Source organism: Amycolatopsis sp. WAC 01376, from assembly GCF_003947415.1.
Taxonomy (GTDB): domain Bacteria; phylum Actinomycetota; class Actinomycetes; order Mycobacteriales; family Pseudonocardiaceae; genus Amycolatopsis.
In genome coordinates, this window is record NZ_QHKL01000001.1 from 599136 (window position 1) to 621190 (window position 22055).

20 protein-coding genes are annotated in these 22055 nt (G+C 69.6%); 9 read left to right on the top strand and 11 right to left on the bottom strand.

Translation table 11 applies throughout. From position 1 onward, the window contains the following. Window positions 1-14: 14 nt before the first annotated feature. From DMH03_RS02855 to DMH03_RS02880, 6 genes are all read right to left on the bottom strand, one after another. Window positions 15-1664 (bottom strand): phosphatidylglycerol lysyltransferase domain-containing protein, encoded by a 1650-nt coding sequence (locus tag DMH03_RS02855; RefSeq protein WP_125791509.1) that lies wholly within the window; start codon window positions 1662-1664, stop codon window positions 15-17. A 193-nt stretch (window positions 1665-1857) separates the two neighbouring features. Further along, on the bottom strand, window positions 1858-3834 hold the full coding sequence (locus DMH03_RS02860) for an acetoacetate--CoA ligase (RefSeq protein WP_125790437.1): 1977 nt from the start codon (window positions 3832-3834) through the stop codon (window positions 1858-1860). Between the two features lie 19 nt (window positions 3835-3853). Then, the gene (locus tag DMH03_RS02865) at window positions 3854-4615 is read right to left on the bottom strand and encodes an ESX secretion-associated protein EspG (RefSeq protein ID WP_125790438.1); all 762 of its coding nucleotides are present in this window, start codon (window positions 4613-4615) and stop codon (window positions 3854-3856) included. Then, window positions 4615-5757: a PPE domain-containing protein gene (locus DMH03_RS02870; RefSeq protein ID WP_125790439.1), complete on the bottom strand. Its 1143-nt coding sequence runs from the start codon at window positions 5755-5757 to the stop codon at window positions 4615-4617. The genes DMH03_RS02865 and DMH03_RS02870 overlap by 1 nt, the downstream gene beginning before the upstream one ends. Further along, window positions 5757-6236 (bottom strand): hypothetical protein, encoded by a 480-nt coding sequence (locus DMH03_RS02875; RefSeq protein WP_233611254.1) that lies wholly within the window; start codon window positions 6234-6236, stop codon window positions 5757-5759. The genes DMH03_RS02870 and DMH03_RS02875 overlap by 1 nt, the downstream gene beginning before the upstream one ends. 47 nt (window positions 6237-6283) lie before the next feature. Then, a complete protein-coding gene (locus DMH03_RS02880; protein ID WP_125790440.1) occupies window positions 6284-6907 on the bottom strand; it encodes a dienelactone hydrolase family protein in 624 nt (207 codons plus the stop codon). Window positions 6908-7004: 97 nt separating this feature from the next. Between DMH03_RS02880 and hisC the strand changes: the two genes are divergently transcribed. Then, complete coding sequence (gene hisC / locus DMH03_RS02885; RefSeq protein ID WP_125790441.1) at window positions 7005-8060, top strand: histidinol-phosphate transaminase; 1056 nt, start codon at window positions 7005-7007, stop codon at window positions 8058-8060. Window positions 8061-8109: 49 nt separating this feature from the next. On the opposite strand, the gene DMH03_RS02890 is transcribed toward hisC, so the two are convergent. Together DMH03_RS02890 and DMH03_RS02895 are read right to left on the bottom strand one after the other, a co-directional pair. Continuing rightward, window positions 8110-8871 carry a sulfite exporter TauE/SafE family protein gene (locus DMH03_RS02890; RefSeq protein ID WP_125790442.1) on the bottom strand — a complete coding sequence of 254 codons (762 nt, stop codon included), beginning with the start codon at window positions 8869-8871 and terminating at the stop codon, window positions 8110-8112. 119 nt (window positions 8872-8990) lie between these two features. Continuing rightward, on the bottom strand, window positions 8991-9656 hold the full coding sequence (locus DMH03_RS02895) for a GNAT family N-acetyltransferase (RefSeq protein WP_125791511.1): 666 nt from the start codon (window positions 9654-9656) through the stop codon (window positions 8991-8993). 74 nt (window positions 9657-9730) lie between these two features. Here DMH03_RS02895 and DMH03_RS02900 point away from each other — a divergent pair, with 74 nt between their 5' ends. Together DMH03_RS02900 and DMH03_RS02905 are read left to right on the top strand one after the other, a co-directional pair. After that, window positions 9731-10423 (top strand): FadR/GntR family transcriptional regulator, encoded by a 693-nt coding sequence (locus tag DMH03_RS02900; protein ID WP_125780671.1) that lies wholly within the window; start codon window positions 9731-9733, stop codon window positions 10421-10423. A gap of 77 nt (window positions 10424-10500) precedes the next feature. Beyond that, complete coding sequence (locus DMH03_RS02905) at window positions 10501-11316, top strand: class I SAM-dependent methyltransferase (protein ID WP_125790443.1); 816 nt, start codon at window positions 10501-10503, stop codon at window positions 11314-11316. Window positions 11317-11496: 180 nt separating this feature from the next. Here the strand turns inward: DMH03_RS02905 and DMH03_RS02910 are convergent, their stop codons facing one another. Then, window positions 11497-11997 carry an FBP domain-containing protein gene (locus tag DMH03_RS02910; protein WP_125790444.1) on the bottom strand — a complete coding sequence of 167 codons (501 nt, stop codon included), beginning with the start codon at window positions 11995-11997 and terminating at the stop codon, window positions 11497-11499. Window positions 11998-12081: 84 nt separating this feature from the next. Between DMH03_RS02910 and DMH03_RS02915 the strand changes: the two genes are divergently transcribed. Further along, window positions 12082-13566: an adenylate/guanylate cyclase domain-containing protein gene (locus DMH03_RS02915; RefSeq protein ID WP_125791512.1), complete on the top strand. Its 1485-nt coding sequence runs from the start codon at window positions 12082-12084 to the stop codon at window positions 13564-13566. Here DMH03_RS02915 and DMH03_RS02920 read toward each other — a convergent pair. Next, a complete protein-coding gene (locus tag DMH03_RS02920) occupies window positions 13553-14551 on the bottom strand; it encodes a beta-ketoacyl-ACP synthase III (protein ID WP_125790445.1) in 999 nt (332 codons plus the stop codon). The two genes, DMH03_RS02915 and DMH03_RS02920, sit on opposite strands and share 14 nt — an antisense overlap. Window positions 14552-14890: 339 nt before the next feature. On the opposite strand from DMH03_RS02920, the gene DMH03_RS02925 reads away from it, so the two are divergent. Together DMH03_RS02925 and DMH03_RS02930 are read left to right on the top strand one after the other, a co-directional pair. Beyond that, entirely contained in the window at window positions 14891-15364 is a 474-nt protein-coding gene (locus DMH03_RS02925; protein ID WP_125780663.1) for an Lrp/AsnC family transcriptional regulator, read from the top strand. A gap of 210 nt (window positions 15365-15574) precedes the next feature. Further along, entirely contained in the window at window positions 15575-15979 is a 405-nt protein-coding gene (locus tag DMH03_RS02930; RefSeq protein WP_125790446.1) for an SsgA family sporulation/cell division regulator, read from the top strand. 86 nt (window positions 15980-16065) lie between these two features. Here the strand turns inward: DMH03_RS02930 and DMH03_RS02935 are convergent, their stop codons facing one another. Beyond that, complete coding sequence (locus DMH03_RS02935) at window positions 16066-17160, bottom strand: S1 family peptidase (protein WP_125790447.1); 1095 nt, start codon at window positions 17158-17160, stop codon at window positions 16066-16068. A gap of 472 nt (window positions 17161-17632) precedes the next feature. Here DMH03_RS02935 and DMH03_RS02940 point away from each other — a divergent pair, with 472 nt between their 5' ends. The 3 genes from DMH03_RS02940 (at window position 17633) to DMH03_RS02950 (ending at window position 22051) form a co-directional block, all read left to right on the top strand. Further along, window positions 17633-20590, top strand: coding sequence for a LuxR family transcriptional regulator (locus DMH03_RS02940; protein ID WP_125791513.1), 2958 nt, complete (start codon window positions 17633-17635; stop codon window positions 20588-20590). 171 nt (window positions 20591-20761) lie between these two features. Next, a complete protein-coding gene (locus DMH03_RS02945) occupies window positions 20762-21613 on the top strand; it encodes an ESX secretion-associated protein EspG (RefSeq protein ID WP_125790448.1) in 852 nt (283 codons plus the stop codon). Window positions 21614-21643: 30 nt separating this feature from the next. Next, the gene (locus tag DMH03_RS02950) at window positions 21644-22051 is read left to right on the top strand and encodes a hypothetical protein (RefSeq protein WP_125790449.1); all 408 of its coding nucleotides are present in this window, start codon (window positions 21644-21646) and stop codon (window positions 22049-22051) included. The last annotated feature ends 4 nt before the right edge of the window (window positions 22052-22055 follow it).

A 22055-nucleotide genomic window follows, 5' to 3' on the forward strand; every position in this document is an offset into this window, starting at 1 on the left:
GGAAGGGGGCCCCCTTAGACGCGTTGCAGGGCTCTGAGCAGGCCGGATGGGCGGCCGCCGAGGCCTTCGGCTTCGAAGACGGCGACGCCGACTCGGGGTAGGTCGCGGGCCGCGGGGTAGGCCAGGTAGCGCGGGACCCAGCGCGGCTGGAACTTCGCGTTGAAGCGGTAGAGGGTCTCGATCTGGATCCAGCGTGAGAAGAATCGCAATGTCCGGGCGGACAGGCGGGCGACGGGGCCGGCGCCGATGCGTTGGCCTTGCTCCAGCACCGCGCGGAAGGCGGCGAAGTTCAGGGAGACGTGCCGTGCGGGGGTCGTGAGGAGGAGTTCGGAGATCATCAGTTCGTTGACGCCGTTGTCGGCGGTCCGGTCGCGGCGCATGACGTCCAGCGAGAGGCCCTTTTCGCCCCATGGGACGAACTGGAGGAGGCCGCGCACCCGGCCGTCGTGCTCGGCGGTGACCAGGACCGAGCCCGGGTCGCCCATGCGGCCGAGTGCCATCGAGAAGCCGCGTTCCGTGTCTGTGCCGCGCCAGGTGGCGGCGAGGGTGCGGAGTTCGTTCAATTCGGCGAGAGACAGGTCTTCGGCCTTGCGGACGCGGACGGTGTAGCCGGCGCGCTTCGTGCGTGAGACGGCTTGGCGGACTCCGCGCATGACGCGGCCTTCGAGGGTGAAGGTCTCCGTATCCACGACGGCCTCGTCGCCGATCTCCAGCACCTCCAGCCCGAAGCGCGCCCAGACGGTCGCGCCCAGTTCCGAGCAGCCCATGGCCGCCGGGGTCCAGGCGTACCGGCGGCAGACGTCCAGGTACTCCTCGATCGCGCCGGGCCACGCTTCCGGGTCACCGAGCGGGTCCGCCGAGCACAGCGCGACACCGGCGATCACGCGATAGGTCACCGCGGCCTTCCCCGACTTCGAGAAGACCACGAACTTGTCCCGGCGCAGCGCGAAGTAGCCCAGCGAGTCCCGTTCACCCAGCAGCGCCCTGAGCCGCTCGACCTCGTCGTCGGTCAGCTCCGGCGCGGGTTCGGCCGAGCGGAGCAGGAAGTACGCCGCCAGCAGCACAGCCCCGATGCCGAACAGGAGGCCGACGGCGGCCGACAGGTCCTCCAGCCACAGCGCGGGGAACACCACCGGACCGCTCACGCCGATCAGGGCCAGCATCGACTGCGCCAGGCGGTCGACGGCACTCGCGGCGACGGGCGCGACCGAGAGCAGGACGAAGTTGATCGCGACGCCGGCCGCCGTCAGCTCCAGGAAGACCCGGATCGCGCGCCATCGGCCGGTCACCGGATCGGGGAGCGCGATGAAGTGGCGCCGTGTCGCGATCAGGGCGATCAGCAACGCGAGCGACACGAGACCGGCGCCCGCCGCGTGCCGCAGCCCGAGGTGCGACACGGTCAGCAGCGCGGCGGTGGCGACCGCCAGTTGCCAGGCCCGGCGCTTGCGCCGCTTGAGGCCGGTGGCGAGCAGCATCAGCAGCACCCCGGTCACCAGCGCGACCGTGACGGCGCCGACCGTGGCCTCGTGCGGCAGTTCCAGCCATTCGGCGACGCGTCCGCGCAGGGTGCGCCGTCCGGCCGGGACCAGCACCGAGACCAGGGCCAGCAGTCCGGCCAGCCGCGTCACCCAGGTGATCACCGCCACCGAGGTGGCACCCGCCACCCGCCAAGCGCCCGCCAAATCCCGCTCCCGTCAGGTCGTGTCCTGTGAGCCCGTTCGATGGGCTTCGTGATCCAGGTGGTTCCTGACGGTGCGGGCGGTTCGGCCTCGTACCGGGTTGTACTCGGCTGGACCGCCCGTGCCGTCAGGGGCCGCCTGGGCGCGAAGACCATCGAACGGGCTCACAGGACGCGGCCTAGCTCCTTGCCAGCTCCACGAACGGTACAAGGGCGTCGGGGTTCAGCAGGGCATCCCGGCTGACGGCGCGGTCAGGTGAAACCCCCGAAAGGATCTTCTTGACCGGAACCTCGCATTTCTTGCCGTTGAGCGTCCGGGGTACTTCGCTCACCTGGACGAACCGGTCGGGCACGTGCCGCGGCGAGAGGGCCCCACGCAGCTCCTTGCGCAGTGCGGGCTCCACCTCGTCGAGCGACGCGCCCTCGGCCAGCACGAGGAAGCACAGCAGCTGCCCGTCCTCGTTTCCCGCCGCCGACGTGTCGATCACCAGCGAATCCGCGACCTGGTCGAACGACTCGACGACGCGGTAGAACTCGGCCGTGCCCATCCGGACGCCGCCGCGGTTGAGCGTCGAATCGCTGCGCCCGTAGATGACCGCGGAGCCGCGGCCGGTGATCCGGATCCAGTCGCCGTGCCGCCAGATCCCGGGGTACATCTCGAAGTACGCCTCGCGCAGCCGTGAGCCGTCCGGGTCGTTCCAGAAGTACACCGGCATCGACGGCATCGGCTCGGTGATCACCAGTTCGCCGACCGTCTCCACGACGGGCTTCCCCTGCTCGTCGAACGCGGCGACGGCGGCGCCGAGCGCGCGGACGGAAAGCTCGCCGAGCCAGACCGGGACGTCCGGGGCGCAGGCGACGAACGCCGCGCACAGGTCCGTGCCGCCGGAGACCGAGCAGATCTGGACGCGTTTGCCGACCTCGTCGACGATCCACCGGAAGCCTTCGACGCTCAGCGGCGCGCCGGTGGATCCCAAGGCGCGCAACGCGGTGAGGTCGTACCGTTCGGCCGGTTTGATGCCGGCCTTCAAGCAGCTTTGGATGTACGGCGCCGACGTGCCGAAGTAGGTGACGCGGTGCTGTTCGGCCAAGTGCCACAACACGTTCAGGTCCGGATGTCCCGGGCTGCCGTCGAAGAGCACGATCGTGGTTCCGGTCAGCAGGCCGGAGATGAGGAAGTTCCACATCATCCAGCCGGTGGTGGTGAACCAGAAGAACCGATCGCCCGGGCCGAGATCGCTTTGCAGGGCAAGGGCTTTGAGGTGTTCGAGGGTGATGCCGCCGTGGCCGTGGACGATGCCCTTCGGCAGGCCGGTGGTCCCCGAGGAGTACAGGACCCACAGCGGGTGACCGAATTCGACGGGTTCGAAGGCCAGTTCCGCGCCGGCGTTGTCGGCGAGCAGCGTGTCCCAGTCGAGCGTCCCGTCGAGGCGGCCACCCGCGTAGTCGATGAGCACCGTCGCTTCGAGCGTGGAGATCTCGTCGCGCAGGGCGTTCACCGTCGACCGGCTGTCGAACCACCGTCCATTGTAGACATAGCCGTTGACGGCGAGCAGCACCTTCGGCTCGATCTGCGCGAACCGGTCGGTGATCGCGCGGACGCCGAAGTCCGGCGAGCACGACGACCAGATCGCGCCGAGGCTGGCGGTGGCGAGGAAGGCGATCAGCGTCTGCGGGCAGTTCGGCGCCAGCGCGACGACCCTGTCCCCTTTGGACACTCCCAGCTTCCGCAGCCCTTCCCGCGCGGAGGCGACGGCGGACCGCAGGGCGCCGAAGGTCAGCTGCGACGAGAGGCCGTCTTCGCGATGGAAGATCACGGCGACCTCGTCGTCGGCCTTCGCGGCGCCCGCGACACCGGGCATGAGCGAGTGCTCGGCGTAGTTCAGCGTGCCGCCTTCGAACCATCGCGCGTTCGGCATCTCGCCGGTGAGCACCGCGCCGGGCTCGTCGTGCCAGCGCAGGCCGAGGAAGTCGGCGACGGCGGACCAGAACTCCGGTCCGCGCTGGACGGAGAACTCCCACAGCGCGTTGTAGTCGTCGACTTCCACGCCGCGTTCGGTGCGCAGCCACTGGCGGAACGCGTCGATCTTGGTGTCGGACAGGCGGCTCGGCTCAGGGCGCCAGAGCACTTCTGGGGCGTCGGCGGTGTGCGTCACCCCGCGATGTTAACCCTCGTTAACCGAACTGGCGAGCCCCCGTGAACAGCTCGTACGCCATCGTCTTGAGCCGCGCCGCGTCGAGCGGGGTGATGGTCAGCCAGCCCCGGTCGCGACGAAGCCCATAGCGGCCGTCGGGGGTGTCCACCCAGGTCAACGTGCCCTCGCCGCGCACCCAGCGGCCCTCCCACGACTTCCTGGTCGCGCCGAGCCGCCCGCTGCCGATCCGCTGTGTCGCGATCCGCACCATCACGATGACCTCGGGTTCACGCAGCCCGGCGTCACGAAGGACGTCGGAGAACGCCGGCTGCCCGCCGCGCTCCCCCGCCTCGCACGCGGCCGTGTAGTCGTCGACGCGCAGGTTGACCGAGAGGCCTCGCCCCTGGTCGCACGGCGGCAACGCCTGCAGCAAGGTCGCGGCGACGAGCGGTTCCCGCAGCGCCGACAGCTCGACGTCGGTGCCCGAGACGCCGATCGCGACCGCGCCGCGATCGGATACGCAGCCGACGGCCCGGTACGCCGGATCCCCGTCGAGCCGCAGGTCGAGCGTCAGTTCGCTGTTCGCGACGGTGTGCAGCAGCCCGACCAGCTCGGGCGAAGGCGCCTCCACCGTGCCGAGGCCGCGTTCCGAGAGCGTCCCGTTCGCCGTGGCCACCAGTTCCGCGCGGAACTCCGGGGTCCGCCCGACGTGCGGGACCTCCAGTACCGCGGGCAGTTCGTCGCGTCCGTGCGCCGACCAGAGCAGGAACAGTTCGCCGATGTGCAACCGGATCCAGTCCATCAGCGACCGCTCCTCGGGTCTTCGCCGATGACCGGCGGGGTCACGTGCCCGCTGAGGCCCCAGATGTCGGAATCCTCGACGAGGTAGTCCGGCGCCTTGTGGTCCTCTTCGCCCTGCCGTCCTTGCGAGGGCGCCATCCCCATCGGCATCCCGCCGAAGCCGCCCATACCCCCGGCCGCCGCGGCGCGTGTCCCGGCGGGTTGACCGGGCTGCTGTCCCGACGGCCCGAAGCCGCCGGCACCGGATCGGCCGCCCTGCCCGAGCTGCTCGTGGGTTCCCCCGGAGGTACCGGACGACGGCGGCGGCACGTAGGCCCCGCTGCTCGCGCCGGGCGCGCGCGGCGTCTCGACCGGCTCCCGGACCTGAATCGGGGCGGCGTCGCCGGCGCCGCTGCCGCGCGTGGAGTCGTCCGGCGGCGGCACCGGTTCCGGCGTCGGTTCGGGTTTCGGTTTCGGCTCCGGCTCTTCGGGCGTCTTGAGGATATTCGGCTGCTTGCCGTACGAGGTGAAGGTCGGAACGTTCTCGTAGACCTCGCCGGAGCTCCGCTGCATCCGCGTCATCACGTCGGCCGCCTGCCGATGCAGATCCTGCGAACTCTCGTCGGTGGGTTCGGCGACGATCCGCCCCGCCTCGGCGAAGCCGGATTCCGACGGCGCCGACGTCGACATCGCCTGCGTCGAATCATCGGAGACCGGGATCGGACGGCGTTTCGGCGGCTCCGGCATCTTGGGCCGCGGCGCGTGTCCGGGCGGCTCGGGCATCGTGCGCCGCGCGGTGTCGGCGATGTCCGCCTGGCGGCGCACGCAGTTCGCGACGTTCTCCGCACGCCAGCCCGTGTCGCCCGCCCAGTCGACGAGCTTGATCGCGGCGTCACGGGCCCTGTCCGCGCCCTCGCCCGTCCAGCCATCGGCGGTGGCGACGAGCGCCGCCCTGAGTTCGGAACCCACCCTGTCGAGGAACGCGCTGATCTTCGTCCACTGCGCGGCGACGGCCTCCGCGCTCGCGAGGTCCAGCTCGTTGTGGACCATCTCGTAGAGCTCTCGATGCGAGTAGCTCATCCAGTCGATGTCGGCGTTGAGGTGATCGGGGCCGGGCTGCGGTTCGGGCTCCCGCGGCGGCCACGGCATGGGAAGGATGCGCATCAGTGCTCGTCCTTCCGCTCGTGCTCGACGATGTCCTCCATGTCGAACCGGCGGGCGACCCGTTCGAGCTGCTCCTGGCCTTCTTCGTCCGCGGCGACGTACATCTTCCGCGCCGCCATCACGGTGAGCTGGAAGTCCTTGAGCACCACGGCGAAGTCCTTGAGAACGGGTACGGCCGCTTCGGTCCCCTTGTTCGCGGCGCCCTGGAAGCGTTCGCTCATCGTGTGACCGACGAAGTTGTCGCCCAGCTTCAACGGCGCGTTGAACTCCGTCGAGTCCTTGATCAGCGCGTTGAGCTCATGGCGTGCCTTCAGCAGCGCGTCGACGAGCTTCTTGGCGGCGTCCTCGGAGACCTTGACGGTCCCCTTCTTGGCATCGGTCTTGGCATCCCGGATCTGACCCGCCACCGGAGCCAGCGCCGGAGCCGAAGCTCCGAACGCGGCTTGTGGCGTCGCAGGTACCTTGGGTGACTGTGCCATTCGACCCTCCCCTGTCACATCTCAGGGGAATGCTAGCGCGAATGGCGTCAGCGCAGGTGGGCGTCGAACCAATTCAACGTGCGCTGCCAGGCCTCCGCGGCCGCGTCCGGGTCGGCGTCGAAGCGGTGGTTGGCGCCCGGGTAGTGGACGACGTTCGTCGCGACGTCCGCCGTCGCCGCCGCGTCACGCAGCTGCTCGACCTCGGCGCCTCCGGCCTCGTCCCCCGCGTCGCCGTACATGCCGAGCCACGGGCTGGTGAGCCGTCCCGCGATCTCGACGAGCACCGGCAGCCCGGTGACGCCCTGCCCGCCGACGCTCACCGCCGCGCCCAGCCTGCGGTTCGACGCCACGACCAGCGCGGCGGTCCCGCCGAGGTCGAAACCGACGACGCCGACGAGATCCGCCTGGATACCGCGCTCGCCGAGCCACGAAAGCGTCGCGTCGGTGGCTTCGAGCAGATCCTGCTGCGTGAGGTCGTCCCGGTCGAGATGCGGGGTGACGGTGAGCCAGCCTTCGCCGGCGAGCCCGGCCAGCAGCAGATCCAGACCCTCTTCGGCCTCCCCATGCAGCACCACGAGCCCACCGCGGACGACACCGTCCGGTTCGGCGAAGGTCAGGCGCAGCGTGTGGCCGTCGGCGTGCTGGTGTTCCACGGTGGTCGTGAGGGTCATTCCTCCATCAGACCACTCTTAGGTAAATATTCGGAGCTTGCCTTCGCGCGGGAGGATACGGTGTCGGAGCCGTCCCCCAGACGTAGGAGCGCCGAAGATGTCCCCTGTTTCGCCGCGTGCGGATCTCGAATCGTTGCCGAAGTACGTCCCTGGCCGGACAATCCAGGGCGCGATCAAGCTGGCGAGCAATGAGGTGCCCGGCGGGCCGCTGCCGAGTGTGGCGCAGGCCATAGCCGAGACGGCACAGGGCATCAACCGGTACCCGGACATCACGGCTTCCGGGCTCGTCGAGCGGCTTGCCCGCGAACTGGACGAGCCGGTCGAGCGGATCGCCGTCGGCTGCGGTTCGGTTTCCCTTTGCCAGCAGATGATCCAGGCCCTGTGCGGACCGGGCGACGAGGTCGTCTTCCCGTGGCGTTCGTTCGAGGCGTACCCGATCGTCACGCAGGTGGCGAACGCCGTCAGCGTGAAGGTGCCGCTGACGGCCGGGCACGGGCTGGATCTGGACCGGATGCTCGCCGCGATCACCCCCAAGACGCGGCTGGTCTTCGTGTGCAACCCCAACAACCCGACCGGGACCGTCGTGCGGCGCGCGGAGCTGGAGCGCTTCCTCGACGCCGTGCCGTCGGGCGTCCTCGTGGTGCTCGACGAGGCGTACAAGGAGTTCGTGACCGACGCCGAGGTGCCGGACGGCGTCGAACTGGCGCGTGGCAGGGACAACGTCGCGGTGCTTCGGACGTTCTCGAAGGCATACGGCCTCGCCGGCCTTCGCGTGGGTTACGCGGTGGCGCCGGAAGCGATCACCGTCGCGCTGAAGCAGGTCTACGTCGCGTTCTCGGTCAACATGATCGCCCAGGCGGCGGCCATCGCCTCCCTCGACGCGGCCGGCGAACTGCTCGAACGCTGCAAGGAGATCGTCTCGGAACGCACCCGCGTCCGGGATGCCTTGGTGGCCAAGGGTTACGAAGTCCCGGAGACGCAGGCGAACTTCGTCTGGCTGCCGCTGGGCGAGCGGACGACCGAGTTCGCGGAGCACGCACTCGAGCGCAAGCTGATCGTGCGTCCCTTCGCGGGCGAAGGCGCGCGAGTGACCATCGGGACGCCCGAGGAGAACGACCTCTTCCTCGAAGCGGCCGGGGATTTCCCGCGCTGACAAGGCTTCGCGGCGGCCCGCACTTCGTGGACGGAGTGCGGGCCGTTTCCTATTTGAGGAGCAGCTGCACCATCGCGGCGAGGCCGATCACGACGATCACGCCGCGCAGCACCTTCGGCGAAAGCTTGCGGCCGATCTTCGCGCCGATCTGGCCGCCGATCGTGGACCCGACCGCGAGCAGCGCGACCACGGGCCAGCTGACCGGCGCGATGAAGGCGTAGATCGCGCCGGCGACGATGTTCACGACCGCGGAGAGCGCGTTCTTGACGCCGTTGAGCCGTTGCAGCGACTCCGACATCAGCATCCCCATCACGGCCATCATCATCACGCCCTGCGCGGCCGTGAAGTATCCGCCGTAGATGCCGATCAGGAAGATCAGGAACAGCAGGAGCGGCCCGATCTTGTGGACCGTCCCGTTCTCCTCGCGACGCTTCGCCACCCAGGCGCCCACGCGCGGCTGGACGATCACCAGCACCACCGCGAGCCCGACCAGCGCGGGTACGACGGTCTCGAAAGCGTCCTTCGGCAACGAGAGCAACAGGATCGTCCCGCAGATCGCGCCGAAGAACGACGCCACGGCGAGTTTGGCGACCTGGGGCCAGTAGCCCTTGAGCTCCTCGCGGTAGCCGATCGCCCCGCTGACCGTGCCGGGGGCGAGGCCGATCGCGTTGGACGTCGTCGCCGTCAGCGGCGAGTAGCCGAGCGCGACCAGAACCGGGAAGGTCACCAGCGTGCCCGAGCCGACGACCGTGTTGATGGTGCCCGCCCAGAGCCCCGCGACGAAGATCACGACCGCGTGCCACCACGTCATAAAGCACTCACGTCCGCACCCTAAGCACCGTTACCTCCTTTCGCGCTGTGGATGTGTCTAGTCGAACATTCAACGAGCCCGTTATGTCTCGTTCGGGGTGAAGACGCGGAACTCGTTGCCTAGCGGGCCGTGTCCGGCCGGATCCTCGATCGCGACCGGCCGCTCTCCTCCGGCAGATGAGCCGCGGTGATCTCCGCGGCGACCGTCCAGCCGAGCGCGAGGTACAGCGCCCGTCCTTCTTCCGTCGCGACCAGGACGGCACGCTCCGCCCCGGCCGCGACCGCCACCTCGTCGAGCCGTCGCATGACGAATCTGCCCAGCCCTCGCCGCTGGTGCTCGGGCTCCGTCACGACCTGGTCGATCACCGCCGTGCCACCGGCGATCGCGACCCGGCCGGTGGCCGCGCGCGAGCCGTCGGGCGCGCGCACCACCACGTCGGTGACCACGCCGTCGCCGACCAGTTCCGCCCGGTACGGCTCGGGCGCGGCCATGACCGGCCGCAGCGCGAGCTCGGCGCTCATCAGGTACTCCGGCGGGCCGACCTCCCACTCCGGCGGCACCGTCTTCGCCACCTCGTCCCGCGACCCGCTCACCTTGAGCCACGTGCCCGGCTCCGTCAGCGAACGGGCCCGGCGCCCGGCCGACCCGGCGTCCGCCAGCACATATCTCACGCGATGCCCGGGACGCCCGACGTCGAGCCGGTAGCCGTCCGGTTCGGCCACCGGGATCCCGACGCCGCGGGAGAGCGCCCAGCCGTGCACCCATGCCTTGATCAGCCCTGCCACCCCAGTCATCGTTCGATGATGGCATCGGCCACCGACAGTCCCGGGCGAGCGGGCGAACCTGCGAGGATGACGCCGTGGCCGACGACGAGCGCGAACAGGTGTGGAGTGCGACCGTCGATCATCTGCGCACGATGATCGATTCGGGCAGGCTCCCCGCCGGGTCGAGGCTGCCCGCCGAACGCACGCTCTGCGAACAGCTCGGGATCAGCCGTGGTTCGCTGCGGCAGGCGCTGCGGGTGCTGGATTCCATCGGCTACGTACAGGTGCGGCCGGGTTCTGGCACGTATGTCCGCGAGAAGATCGACGAACAACCGCTGCGCGGCTGGTTCTCCGAGCATGAGCAACTGGTCGAGAAGCTGTTCGACCTGCGCACCACCGTCGAGCCGACGCTGGCCGAGCGGCTCGCGCTCGACCACACGCCGCGGGTGCTCGCCCGGCTGGAAAGCACCGTCGACGAGATGGACCAGGCCGCGGCCGACGGCGACATGCTGCGCGTGATCGCGGCCGACGCCGAATTCCACCGGGTGATCGCGGGCAACGCCGGCAACGACGACGTCACCGATCTACTGCGTTCGGTGCTCTCGCTGGTCGGCGAGGAGCGGCGAGCGGCGCTCCGGCTGCCGGGGCAGATCAGGAAGGCCGTCGACGAGCATCGCGCGATCCTCGAAGCGATCCGCCGGTCGGACGCGGCGGCGGCGCGGGAGATCACCCTGCGGCATCTGCTCGACGCCAAGACCTACGTCCACGACTACACGGCCAGGGATTGACGTTTCCTTGATGGCGCTCGCGGATCCGCACGAGTAGAGTTTTCAGAAGGTTGTGAAACTTCTGACGGGGGTGTGCGGTGGAGAAGGTCCGGTTCACCGAAGAGAAGGCGACGATGCTGGCCACGCTGTACGGCCGGGCGCTCGACGCCCGCGGCGACCGGCCGATCCTCGGCGACAAGGCCGCCGACGAGGCCGTCAAGCAGATCGACTACGACTTCGGCTCGTTGGGCGTCACCGCCGACATGGGCTTGACCGTCGCGATGCGGGCCAAGCCGATGGACGACTGGGCCTCGGAATTCCTCCGGAAACATCCGGACGCGACCGTCGTCCAGCTCGGCTGCGGCATGGACAGCCGCGTGTACCGCGTCGACCCGCCGCCCTCGGTGCGCTGGTTCGACGTCGACTACCCCGAGGTCGTCGACCTGCGCGCCCGCATCTACCCCGAGCGGGACGGGTACCGGACCATCGGCTCGTCCGTGACGGACTTCGCCTGGATCGACGAGATCCCGTCGGACAAACCCGGTCTGGTGATCGCGGAGGGGCTGACGATGTACCTGCGGCCGTCCGAAGGCGAGGAATTGCTGCGGCGGCTGATCGCGCATTTCCCCCAGGGCGGCGAAATGGTCTTCGACACGTTCAGCAGGCTCGGGATCAAACTGCAGAAACTGAATCCCGTGGTCCGCAAGGCCAAGGCGACGCTGTACTGGGGCATCGACGAGATTTCGGAACTGGAGCGGCTCGGTCTGACGCTGGTTTCGGGACTCGACTCGACGGATTACGCGACGCCCGAGGTGAAGAACCGGATTTCGGGGTCGATGCGGGCGCAGTTGTGGATCGCGGGACTGTTCCCGGCGTTCAAGAAGATGGGGCGGATCCTCCGCTTCCGGTTCTGAGGGACGGTGCGGTTCGGATTCCGGGTGTTGCGCGATCGGGCGGGCATGACTCGCGTGATTGAGCACGTAACTCGCGTGCTGGGAGGCGATCCGTCTCTGATCACGCGAGTTACGTCTCTGATCACGCGAGTTACGCCGACACTCGGGAGGCAAACCGGCGGCAACGCGTGTCACGAGGCGTCAGCGTGACTCGAGTACCCGCTCGACGAACCGGTGCAGCTTGTCCTCCAGCCGGGACACCCGCTCCTCCAGCGTCAGGGACTCGAACGGCTGCGGCACGTCCGGCTTCAACTCGCCTCGGATGTACTGGCTGCACGCGAGATTCGCGCACGCGTAGATGCCGAGCGTGTTCCCTTCGCGCCCGAGCTTCCCGGCGCGGCGGCCGGAGAACAGCGCGATGTCGGACAGCGGATGTGTCGTCGTGCACAGGCCGCACATGTTGCTCAGCAGGACACGGCCCTTCGGCCGGGGCGCGGCGCGAAGGGACAGTCCGACGGTTTCCCCGCCGTACGGCAGCACGAGATACGCCCGGGAGACGGCCTTCGGATCACGCCAGCCGAGGAATTCCCTGTTCTCCCAAGGGATTTCCTCGGGCCGGGCGGGCAGCGTGACCCCCTTGGCCTCGCCACGCGTGCAGTTCACGAAGGACGCCCTGATCGCGTCCTGGCCCAGCGGTTCCATACCGGCACGGTAGCCAGCGCACGCGAGAACTGGCGAACCGTTTTCCGCCGGAGGTCATACGATCACCGGGTGCGCGGGAAGACGATGTCGAGCCGGTTCCGGCTGGTGCTCAGGACCAGTCTGGGGTTCGCCGCGCTCGGCGTCGGGTCCAGTGTGTGCGGTGCCGGTGTCGTGGCGTTACTCCTGCTGTTGCAGGGCCTGCCGAGCGAGGTCGGCGACCGTGGCTGGATCCTCGGGGTCACCGCGGCCGGCATCGTGGCGCTGTCGCTGGTGGTCGGTACCGCGTGGACGGCGTGGCTTCAGCGGCGCACGGCGGTCTGGTTCGTCTTCGGCCGCCCGCCGACGAGGGCCGAGGCCGAGCGGGCGCTGCGGCTCCCGGTCGACATGGGGATCGTGAGCGGGACGCTCTGGCTGATCGGCACGATCGTGCTCGGCGCGCTCGCGCGGGTGCTCGGGTCCTGGCTGGACGCGCTCGGGATGGCGCTGGTCATCGGGCTCGGCGGGCTGACCACGGTCGGCCTCACCTATCTCGCCGCGGAATGGGTCGCCCGTCCGGTGATGACGATCGCGCTCAAGGTGACCCCGCCGAAGGGGACGCTCCGGGTCACCGTGCGGACCAGGGTGGTCGTCACCTGGGCGCTGGCGAGCGGCGTGCCGTTCCTCGGTGTGCTGCTGGTGGCCGCCCCGCCGGATCTCGGCCAGGGTGACCACGTCGCGAGCCTGATCATGCTTTCGGCGATCGGGCTCGGCGTCGGCGCGATCGGGACGGTGCTGCTCGCGAAGGCCGTCGCGACGCCGTTGCACCGGCTGCGGGTGGCGCTCGACGAGATCGCGCGCGGCAACAAGGAGATCGTGGTCGACGTCGACGACTCCAGCGAGATCGGCCTGCTGCAGTCCTCGGTCAACGACCTGGCCGCCGGGCTCCGCGAGCAGGAGCGGATGCGGGATCTGTTCGGCAGGCATGTCGGGGACGAGGTCGCGCGGCACGCGCTCGAGTACGGCGCCTCCCTCTCGGGTGACGTGCGCGAGGTGACGGCCTTGTTCGTCGACGTCGTCGATTCGACGGCCTTGGCGAGCCGAACCCCGCCGGAAGACCTGGTCAAGACGCTCAACCGGTTCTTCACCAGCGTGGTGAACGCGGTCGGCGCGCGGGGCGGGCTGGTCAACAAGTTCCAGGGTGACGCCGCGCTCTGCGTCTTCGGCGCCCCGACGCGGCTCGCGGACGCGCCGACGGCGGCGCTTTCGGCCGCGCGGGTGATCCGGGACGCCGTCCAGGAGACCGGCGAGCTGGACCTCGGCATCGGCGTCGCGAGCGGGCGGGTCTTCGCCGGTCAGCTCGGGACCAGCAGCCGGTTCGAGTACACCGTCATCGGCGACGCCGTGAACGAGGCCGCGCGCCTGACCGAGTACGCGAAATCCGCCGACGGCCGGATCCTGGCGAGCGAGGCGGTGCTCAAGGCCGCGTTGGAAAGCGAGCGCTCGCACTGGGAGCCGTACGCGGAACTCGAACTGCGCGGGCGCCAGGAACCGACGCACGCCTGGGAAGCGAGCGCGCTCAGCCCGGAATGACGTCCGGCCAGCGCAGCAGCGTCGAACCCCAGGTGAGCCCGGCGCCGAAGGCCCCCATCACGACGCGGTGCCCCGGCTGGAGCGCGCCTTCCTTGGCGGCGTCGGCCAGCGCGATCGGGATCGACGCGGCGCTCGTGTTGCCCACCTTCTCGATGTTCGAGTACATCACGTCCTCCGCGAGCCCGAGCTGCTTCGCGCAGGTCTGTAGGATGCGGATGTTCGCCTGGTGCCCGATGAACCGGTCGATGTCGCCGACCGCCCAGCCCGCGGACGCCAGCACGGCGCGCGCCGATTCGGCCATCCGGGCGCAGGCGTGCCGGAAGACGGTCTGGCCCCGCATCACCAGATAGTGGTCGGCCGGGTCGTCCGAGCGGCGGTTCTTCGCGCCACCCGCTTCGACCCAGAGCAGCTCCGCGAGCTCGCCTTCGCTGTGCAGGTCGAACGGGCCGAGGGCGCCGAGTTCGTCGGCGTCACCCGCGCGAAGCAGGACGGCGCCCGCGCCGTCGCCGAAGATCGGCACCGTGCCGCGGTCTTCGGGGTCGACGAGCGAGGTGAAGACGTCGGCGCCGATCACCAGCACGCGCCGCGCGATGCCGGCGGCGATCAGGCCGGCGCCGGTGGCGAGCCCGTAGATGAACCCGCTGCACACGGCGTTGACGTCGAAGGCGGCGACGCCGTTCAGCCCGAGCTTGGTCGCGACCTGCGGCGCGCTGGCCGGGCACAGCTGATCGGCCGTGGACGTCGCGAGCACGACCGCGTCCGCGCCGCCCTCGCCCGCCGAGGCCAGCGCCCGGCGCCCCGCCTCGACCGCGAGGTCCACAGTGGACGTTCCGGGGTCGACGACCCGGCGTTCGGCGATGCCGGTCCGCGAGCGGATCCACTCATCGGAGGTGTCCAGCCGCTGGGCGATCTCCTCGTTGCCCACCACGCGCGGAGGCAGCCAAGAGCCGAGACCGGCGAGAACGGCCGCCTGAGATGAGGGCACCAAGGAATCCTTCCGCGGGGGAAATGAGAGGTCTGCCATTCACTTGTAAGCGCTACCATTCAGTAGACCCGTCAGTTGTGTTCCGGGTCACATTTCAAAGAATTCTCAGCTTTTCCCGCCGCGCCGTGCCCGACCTGGCTCGACTGCAACCGAGCAGGCAGGAAGGGTGACCGGACACACGAGCGCCTCGGCACCCGACCGGGCGAATCCGGCGCCGCGAACGCCACGGGCCGTGGCCGCCGAACCCTTGAACGCACCCTCCGGGGGCGTGATCCACACCGCGCGCCGCCACGGCTGGAGATCAGGCGCCCGGAAGAGCCCTCCGGTTAGCCTGACCTGGTGCACACACCCGACCTCGACAGCCTGGACGTCGCCATCCTCGCCTGCTTGCAGTCCGATGCCCGCACGATCGCCGAGACCATCGGCGCGAAGGTGGGCCTGTCGGCGGCCGCCGTGCAGCGGCGGATCAAACGGCTGCGCGAGGCCGGGGTGATCGAACGCGAGGTGGCGGTGCTGTCGCCGCGGGCGCTCGGGCTGTCGATGACGTTCGTGGTGATGGTCGAGATGGAACGGGAGAGCCTCGCGGTGCTCGACGGGTTCCGGCGGCAGGTGCTCTCGGACGACAACGTCCAGCAGTGTTACTACGTCACCGGCAACGCGGACTTCGTGCTCGTGGTGACCTGCCGGGACATGGCGGATTTCGAGGCGTTCACGCGGCGGATGTTCTTCGACAACCCGAACGTCCGGCACTTCACGACGTCGGTGGCGATGGACCGGGTCAAAACGGGACTGTCCTTGCCGCTGGAGCCGTGAGCTCCCTCGTCCAATTAGGACTCCACGGCCTCGTCACCACGGGTATCCGGCCGAACGCAAGGGGTCTGTGCCCGGCGTTACACCACTATGGACAGATGCAGCCGATAGCGTGAACGTCGTCGCAGTGGCGTCATCCGGCGTCCGCCCGGGCATCTCCTCCCCGAGACGCAAAGTTCGCGCCGCGCGAACCACGAGCACCGAGGAGTGGCCGTGCACACCGACGCAATTCACCAGAGCCAGTTCGTTCTGCTGAACAACAGCAGCACGCCCGTTCTCTCCCGCCTGTCCTTCCACGCCGGCGAGCCGTTCGCGGTCACCGTGTCGTTCCGGACCGAGCGCGGCCGGTGGGTCGAGTGGACCTTCGCGCGGGAACTGCTCGTCACCGGCCTGACCGACCCCTCCGGGCTCGGTGACGTCCGCGTCCGCCCCGACCTCTCCGAGGACGAGGCGCTGCTGACGCTCGAAATCGAGTCACCGGACGGCTATGCGTCGTTCGAGCTGGAACGTGAGGACGTCGAGACGTTCCTCGAGTCCACTTACGAGCTGGTCCCGCTCGGCTCCGAGAGCGAGCACTTCGACGTCGAAGCGCTGATCGAGGAGATCAGCAACGTCTAGAACTTTCCCGCGGCACGAAGACGAAGGGCGGCCCGAGTGCGCTGGAGGCACTCGGTCCGCCCTTCGTCCTGTCACGGTCCCCTAGGTCAGCCGAGCACCAGGGAGGTCCCGGTCGCGGACAACGCCGGCCGGACCGGGAAGAAGTACGTCACCGAGCTGTTACCGCCGGACAGCATGCCCTGGGCCTGGTTGCCGGAGATGAACGAGCCGCCGGAGTCGCCTGCCTGCGAGCGCACGTTGGTGGCGGTCATGCCGTAGACCGTGCCCTCGGCGTAGCGGACGGTCTGGTTCTTGGCGCCGATGGTGCCGCAGGTCCAGCCGGTGGTCGAACCCGACTTGCAGGTCGAGGCGCCGGTGGCCGCCACGGTCGAGCCGCTCACGCGGGTGCCGTTGTTGATGATGCCGCGCGGCACCCAGTTGCTGTTGACCCGGACGTGGCCGTAGTCGTTGGTCGGGAAGCTGACGCGGGCGAACGAGCCCATCGCGACCCGATTGGAGCCGGTCACCGTGCCCGGGCCGCAGTGCCCGGCGGTGAGGAAGCCACCGTTGACCGAGAAACCGATCGAGCAGCGCGAAGAACTGTTGATGTAGTAGGCGTCACCGCCGCGGACGTCGTACTTCAGGGTCGGCACCGCCGCGGTCTCGACCACCGCGACGGCGGTCTTGTCCACCTTGGTCTTCTCCAGATACGAGTCGACGACGCCGCTCTTGCCCGGCAGGACGTTCACCGTCACGCGGTTGGTCTTGGTGTCGACGCCCCAGCCGGTGATCGCGCCGTCCGCCGCGCGCTCACCCGCGTTCAGTTTGTCCACAGTGGAATCCAGCTGGGCGGCGGAGAAGCGCACGAGTTCCGCTTCCGCGCCACTGGCGAGGACCTGTCCCAGCTTCGCCGCGTCCGTGACGCCGACGCGGAGTTTGCCGGTGGCCTCGTTGTAGCTGGCGCCGCCGAAGCTGCCGGCGAGCGCCGAGGCGAGCGACTGTTCGAGCGTGCCGGCGGCGGTCTCGCTCTGGATCCTGGCGAGTGCCTGTCCGGCGGTCAGGCCGAGGTCCCGTTGCAGGGCGGGAACCATCTCGGCGTTGAGCAGGGTGTCCGAGGACGCTGCCGCGGGGGTACCCGTGACGAGCGCGCCGGTGGCCAGTGCTGCCGTGGCGGCCACACCGAGGAGCTTTCTGATCTTCATGCTTCTCCCTCGTCATCACGCACGGCTCCGGTTCGCCATGCGATGTCCCTCCCCCGATGGGTGAGAGTTCTGGACTCCGACGAAGGCCGCAATCCGGGTCGGCACGGGATAGGTATACCCATTCTTCGGAACCCGTATCCCCTGCTCCACGAGCGGCCACCTAGAGCGGGCACCCGGACGGACACGTCCGTAAGTAGGGTTTCGAGCGAATACCTTGTGTAGTCGTCGCCACCCCCGGAACGTGGGATGACTCGCCGAATCGGGTTTATCGCCGATGTTTCGGGTGCCTGGTGATTTTCCAACCGACGATCCGTCAGCCAACCGGTGACGGTGTGTCCGCGAACGGCCTCACAGGGTGCCCTTGGTGTCCGTGTTGGGTGGTTTACGACCAGGTAGGCAGTGCTTAGGCTCCGCAGGACAACGCACAAGATCGTGTCGGGCTCAGCGGGAACTCCCCACCGAGGAGCGCATGATGTGGCTTGCCACCCCTCGCCCGACCTCGGTTTCGGTCCGCGCCGGATCGACGGCACTCGTGGGCCGGGACGTCGAGGTCTCGGCGATAGTGAAGATCTTGCTGCGCCGTCCCGCCGCCGTGCTGATCGAAGGCGAACCCGGGATGGGCCGCAGCAGGTTGCTCGAAGAGCTGGCCGGACGCCGCGAGTTCGCGCCCGGCCGGGTGCTTTCGGGCGCCTGCCAGCCGATGCGCGAACCGTTCCCGTTCGGACCGCTGCTGGAAGCACTGCGTTCGGTGGGAGACCGGCCGCTCGGCCCGCTCAGCCCGGTCGCCGGGGTGCTGAGACCCTTGCTGCCCGAACTCGCGGAAAGCCTTCCTCCCCGGCCGGAACCACTCGCCGACCCGTGCGCCGAACGGCACCGCCAGTTCCGCGCGGTCCGGGAACTCCTGATCGCCTGCGGGCCCGCGCTCGTCCTGATCGACGACCTCCAGTGGGCCGATGAGGACACCCGTGACCTCATGCGGTTCCTCACCGCGGCCATGCCCGCCGAACTGGCCGTCGTCGCGGCGTACCGGACCGGCTCGCCGTCCGCGCACGGAAGCGCCGGCATCCCGTTCCGCACGAGGGCGAACGTCCAGACCGCCCGCGTGACGCTGGGCCCGCTCGACGTCGAGGCGGTCGGGAAACTGGCGGAAGAACTGCTGGACCTGCCCAGGGTTTCGGCGCCGTTCACCGCGAAACTCCACGAAAGCACCGCCGGGATCCCGTTCGTGGTCGAGGAGACCCTGCGGGCGCTGCGGGACGCCGCCGGACGGCTGCCGATCGGCGAGGTGCTCTCGGACCGGCTGCTGGAAAGCCTCGAAGTCCCGATTTCTTTGCGCGAAGCCATCACCGAACGGCTCGACGCGCTCCCCGAACCCGCGGTCCGGCTGGCCTGCGCGGCGGCGGTGCTCGCCGTCCCGTCCGAACCGGCGGTGATCGGCGAACTCGCCTGCCTCGACGGCGACGCGCTCCGCTCGGCGCTCTTGTCCACTTTGGACGGCGGTGTCCTCGGTGAACTCGGCGGCGACCGCTACGGCTTCCGGCATCCGTTGGCCCGCAAGGCCGTCTACGACACGATAAGCGGTCCGGAACGGACGCTGCTGCACTCGCGCGCGATCCAGGTGCTCGCCGGTCAACCGGTCCCGCCGCTGACCCTGCTGGCGAACCACTCGCGCGCGGCGGGGCGGACAGAACAATGGCGCCACTACGCCGAAGCCGCCGCCGACGAGGCCATCGCCCACGGCGACACGTCACGCGCGATCGACCTGCTCCAGTCCGTGCTGGCCGAGGCGAGCCTCGGCGAGGACGACATCGCCCGGCTGGCCACGAAACTCAGCCAGGTCGCGCTGCGCGGCTTCCGCCCGGACGTCATCGAGACACTGGAACGGATCCTCGAAGACCTCACCGACCTGCGGCCCAGCGTGCGCGGGACGATCCGGCTCAGCCTCGGGATGCTGCTCGTCCGCACGATCGGACGGCTCGGCCGGGGCCGGGTCGAGGTGGAGAAGGCGATCACCGAACTGGTCGACGAGCCGGAACTGGCCGCCCGCGGGATCAACCTGCTCGCCCAGCCGATCGACGGGCTGACCCCGTTGTCCTGGCACGAGGTCTGGATGAACCGCGCCCGCGAGGTCTTCGACCGGATCGAAGACCCGGAACTGCGGCTCGCGCTCCTCGGCGACCGGATCTCCACCCAGGCGCATATCGGTGACGGATCGGCCTGGACCGAGTTCACCGAACTGCCGGACCAGGGCAGCGGTGTGGCCGAACGAGTCCAGCTGGCGCGGTTGTGGTGCAACCTCGCCGACGCGCAGTCCTGGGCCGGACATCTGGCCAGGGCGGAAAAGCTGGTCACGGAAGGGATCCGGCGCGCGACCGACGCCGGGGCGCTCTACGCCGCCGGGCTCGCGCAGGGCACCCGGGTCCGGCTCGACTGGGTGCGCGGCGACTGGTCCGGGCTCGCGGAGACCACCGAACAGCTCCGCGACACCTATCCCGACCTCGGCCCGATCGTCATGGAGTGCTCGCTGGTCCTCGGCGGACTGGCCGCCGTCCGCGGGGAATTCGCCGCCGCGCAACGACATCTGACCGCGGCGAGCGTGCACGCCCCGGAACACGGGCCGATCCCCGTCGTCCTTTCGGCGGCCGGGGTCCTCATCCGCGTGCTCCTCGCGACGGACGACGTCGACGGCGCCTGCGCGGCGGCCGACAACGCCGTCACGGCGGCCCGGCGCAAGGGGGTCTGGGTGTGGGCGGCGGCGCTGGTGCCCGCCGCGGCCGAGGCCTACACGCGGGCCGGACGCTGGTCCGAGGCGGACGCCGTGGTCGAGGAATTCGCTCGCGGCATCGACGGCAAGGACTCGCCGGTCTCCCGGGTCGCGCTGCTCGCGGGCCAGGCGATCCTGCTCGACGCGCGCGGCAAACATCCCGCCGCGGCAACGGTTTTCGACGAGGCGGCGGCGGGCTACGAGGCGCTGCCGATGCCGTACCAGGCCATCTGCGCCCGGGAACGGGCGGCGCTGTGCCGTCTCAACGCGGGCCGTCTCACCGCAGGTCAGCTCACCTCCGGTCAACCGACCGCGGGCGACCGCAAGGCGATCGAGGAGCTCACCGCGGCCGCGGAGGCCTACGAGCGGCTCGGCGCGACCAGGGACGCCGGCCGCTGCCGCCACCAGCTGCGGGAACACGGCGCGTGGGCGCCCTCGCAGCGCGGACGGCGTGGCTACGGCCAGGAACTGTCGCCCCGCGAACTCGAGGTCGCGCGCATGCTTTCCGACGGGCGCACGAACCGGGAAATAGCGGACGGTTTGTTCCTTTCGCCGCGTACTGTGGAACAGCACGTCGCCAAGGTGCTGCGGAAACTCGGGGCCCGTTCCCGGACGGATGTGGCCCGCCGGATGACGACTTACGCACCCGCGACCGCCGACCGCTGACTTCGGCCGTTATTCCTTTAGGGGCAAGAAAAGTGCCCGATCGGGCACTGTGATCCATTCCATCGGGTCCACCGGTGTTCGTATGGTTCCGTACAGTCATGCGCTGTGCTAGTTTGTTTTCGCCATTAACAAAGTCGGGGCCCGGCGCCCGTGAGGGAGTAGCGCAAAAGCATGGCTGAACGAGCCGATTTCGCGCTGGGGACGGTAGAGGCGACCGTGGTCGGACAGGCGCTCGGCGTCGACGTCCGCTTGTTTCCCTTGCGCGTCCGCAACACTTCGATCGACCCGGAGCGCTACGCCGCCGTCATCCGGAAGGTCTACGCAGACCTCGAACAGCGCCGCCTGTCGATCAACGGCGAGCTGAACCAGGCCATCCGCACCGCGTTCGCGCTGCTCTCGAACCACCGGATCACCATCTCGGTCAACGGGATCGACGGCATCGGCCAGGACATCGCCGTCCTCACCCTCACCGACGGCAGGCAGGCGCTCGGCATCACCCAGGCCCACGGGGAAGACCTCCTGCAGTTCGCGCTGTTCGCGGACGAAGAGCTGGTCGAGGTCCTCGCCGGGGTCCTGCCGCGGATGCGGCCCGCGTCGACCGGCCGCCGGACCCTCGTGCAGCAGGAAGAGCGCGCCGTCTCCGCGATGGCCGCGCGCCGTCAGGCGGAAGCGGAATTCGACGAGGAGGAGACCGACGCGTTCGGCAACCTCCAGTTCACCGGCGTCGTCCGCGCCCGGCCGGAAACCGCTTCCCCGCGCAACGACGAGAGCGACGTCGCCGTCCTGGAGCAGGTGCTGTCCGGCACCCGCCTCGGCGGCGGGCACATCATCGTGAGCGGGATCGGCCGCCGCGGCGAGCGGCTCCGCTCGACGCCGCTGAGCTGGCTCGACACAGAGGACGGCCGGTACCTGGTCTGGACAGAGACCGACGAAGCCTCCGGCGCCGTGATCGGTCACTACGACCCGGCGAGTCAGTCGGGCGTGGCGAACGCGATCCGCGCGGCCATCGCTGACATCTACTGACCCTCCTGAACCCGGCGAGAGGATCCTCCGTTGACCGAGGAAGCACAACAACTGCAGCCGATGATGGCGGTCCGGGGCAAGCTCGCGGGCACGGAGCTGAAGGCCCTGGCGAAGCAGGGCCGTTTCGCCGTCGACGAGAGCACCGGTGAAGAGATGATCCGATCGCTCCAGGGAGTGATCGACAGTCTCGAAGAGCGCTGGAGCGCGCTGACCAAGCTGCGGAACACGCCGCCGATGAGCTCCACCGCGACCGCGCGCTGGGTGTCCGAGCACATGCACGGCACCGCGACGGACGCGCAGGGCCTGCTCACCCAGCTCGAAGCCGCCCGCGCCGAATTCCCGACCTACGTCGAGGCGATCGAACTCGCCAAGCGGAACTACCGGGAACGCGACGACGAGAACCAGCGCACCCTGACGCGGATCGACACCGAGATCTAAGAGG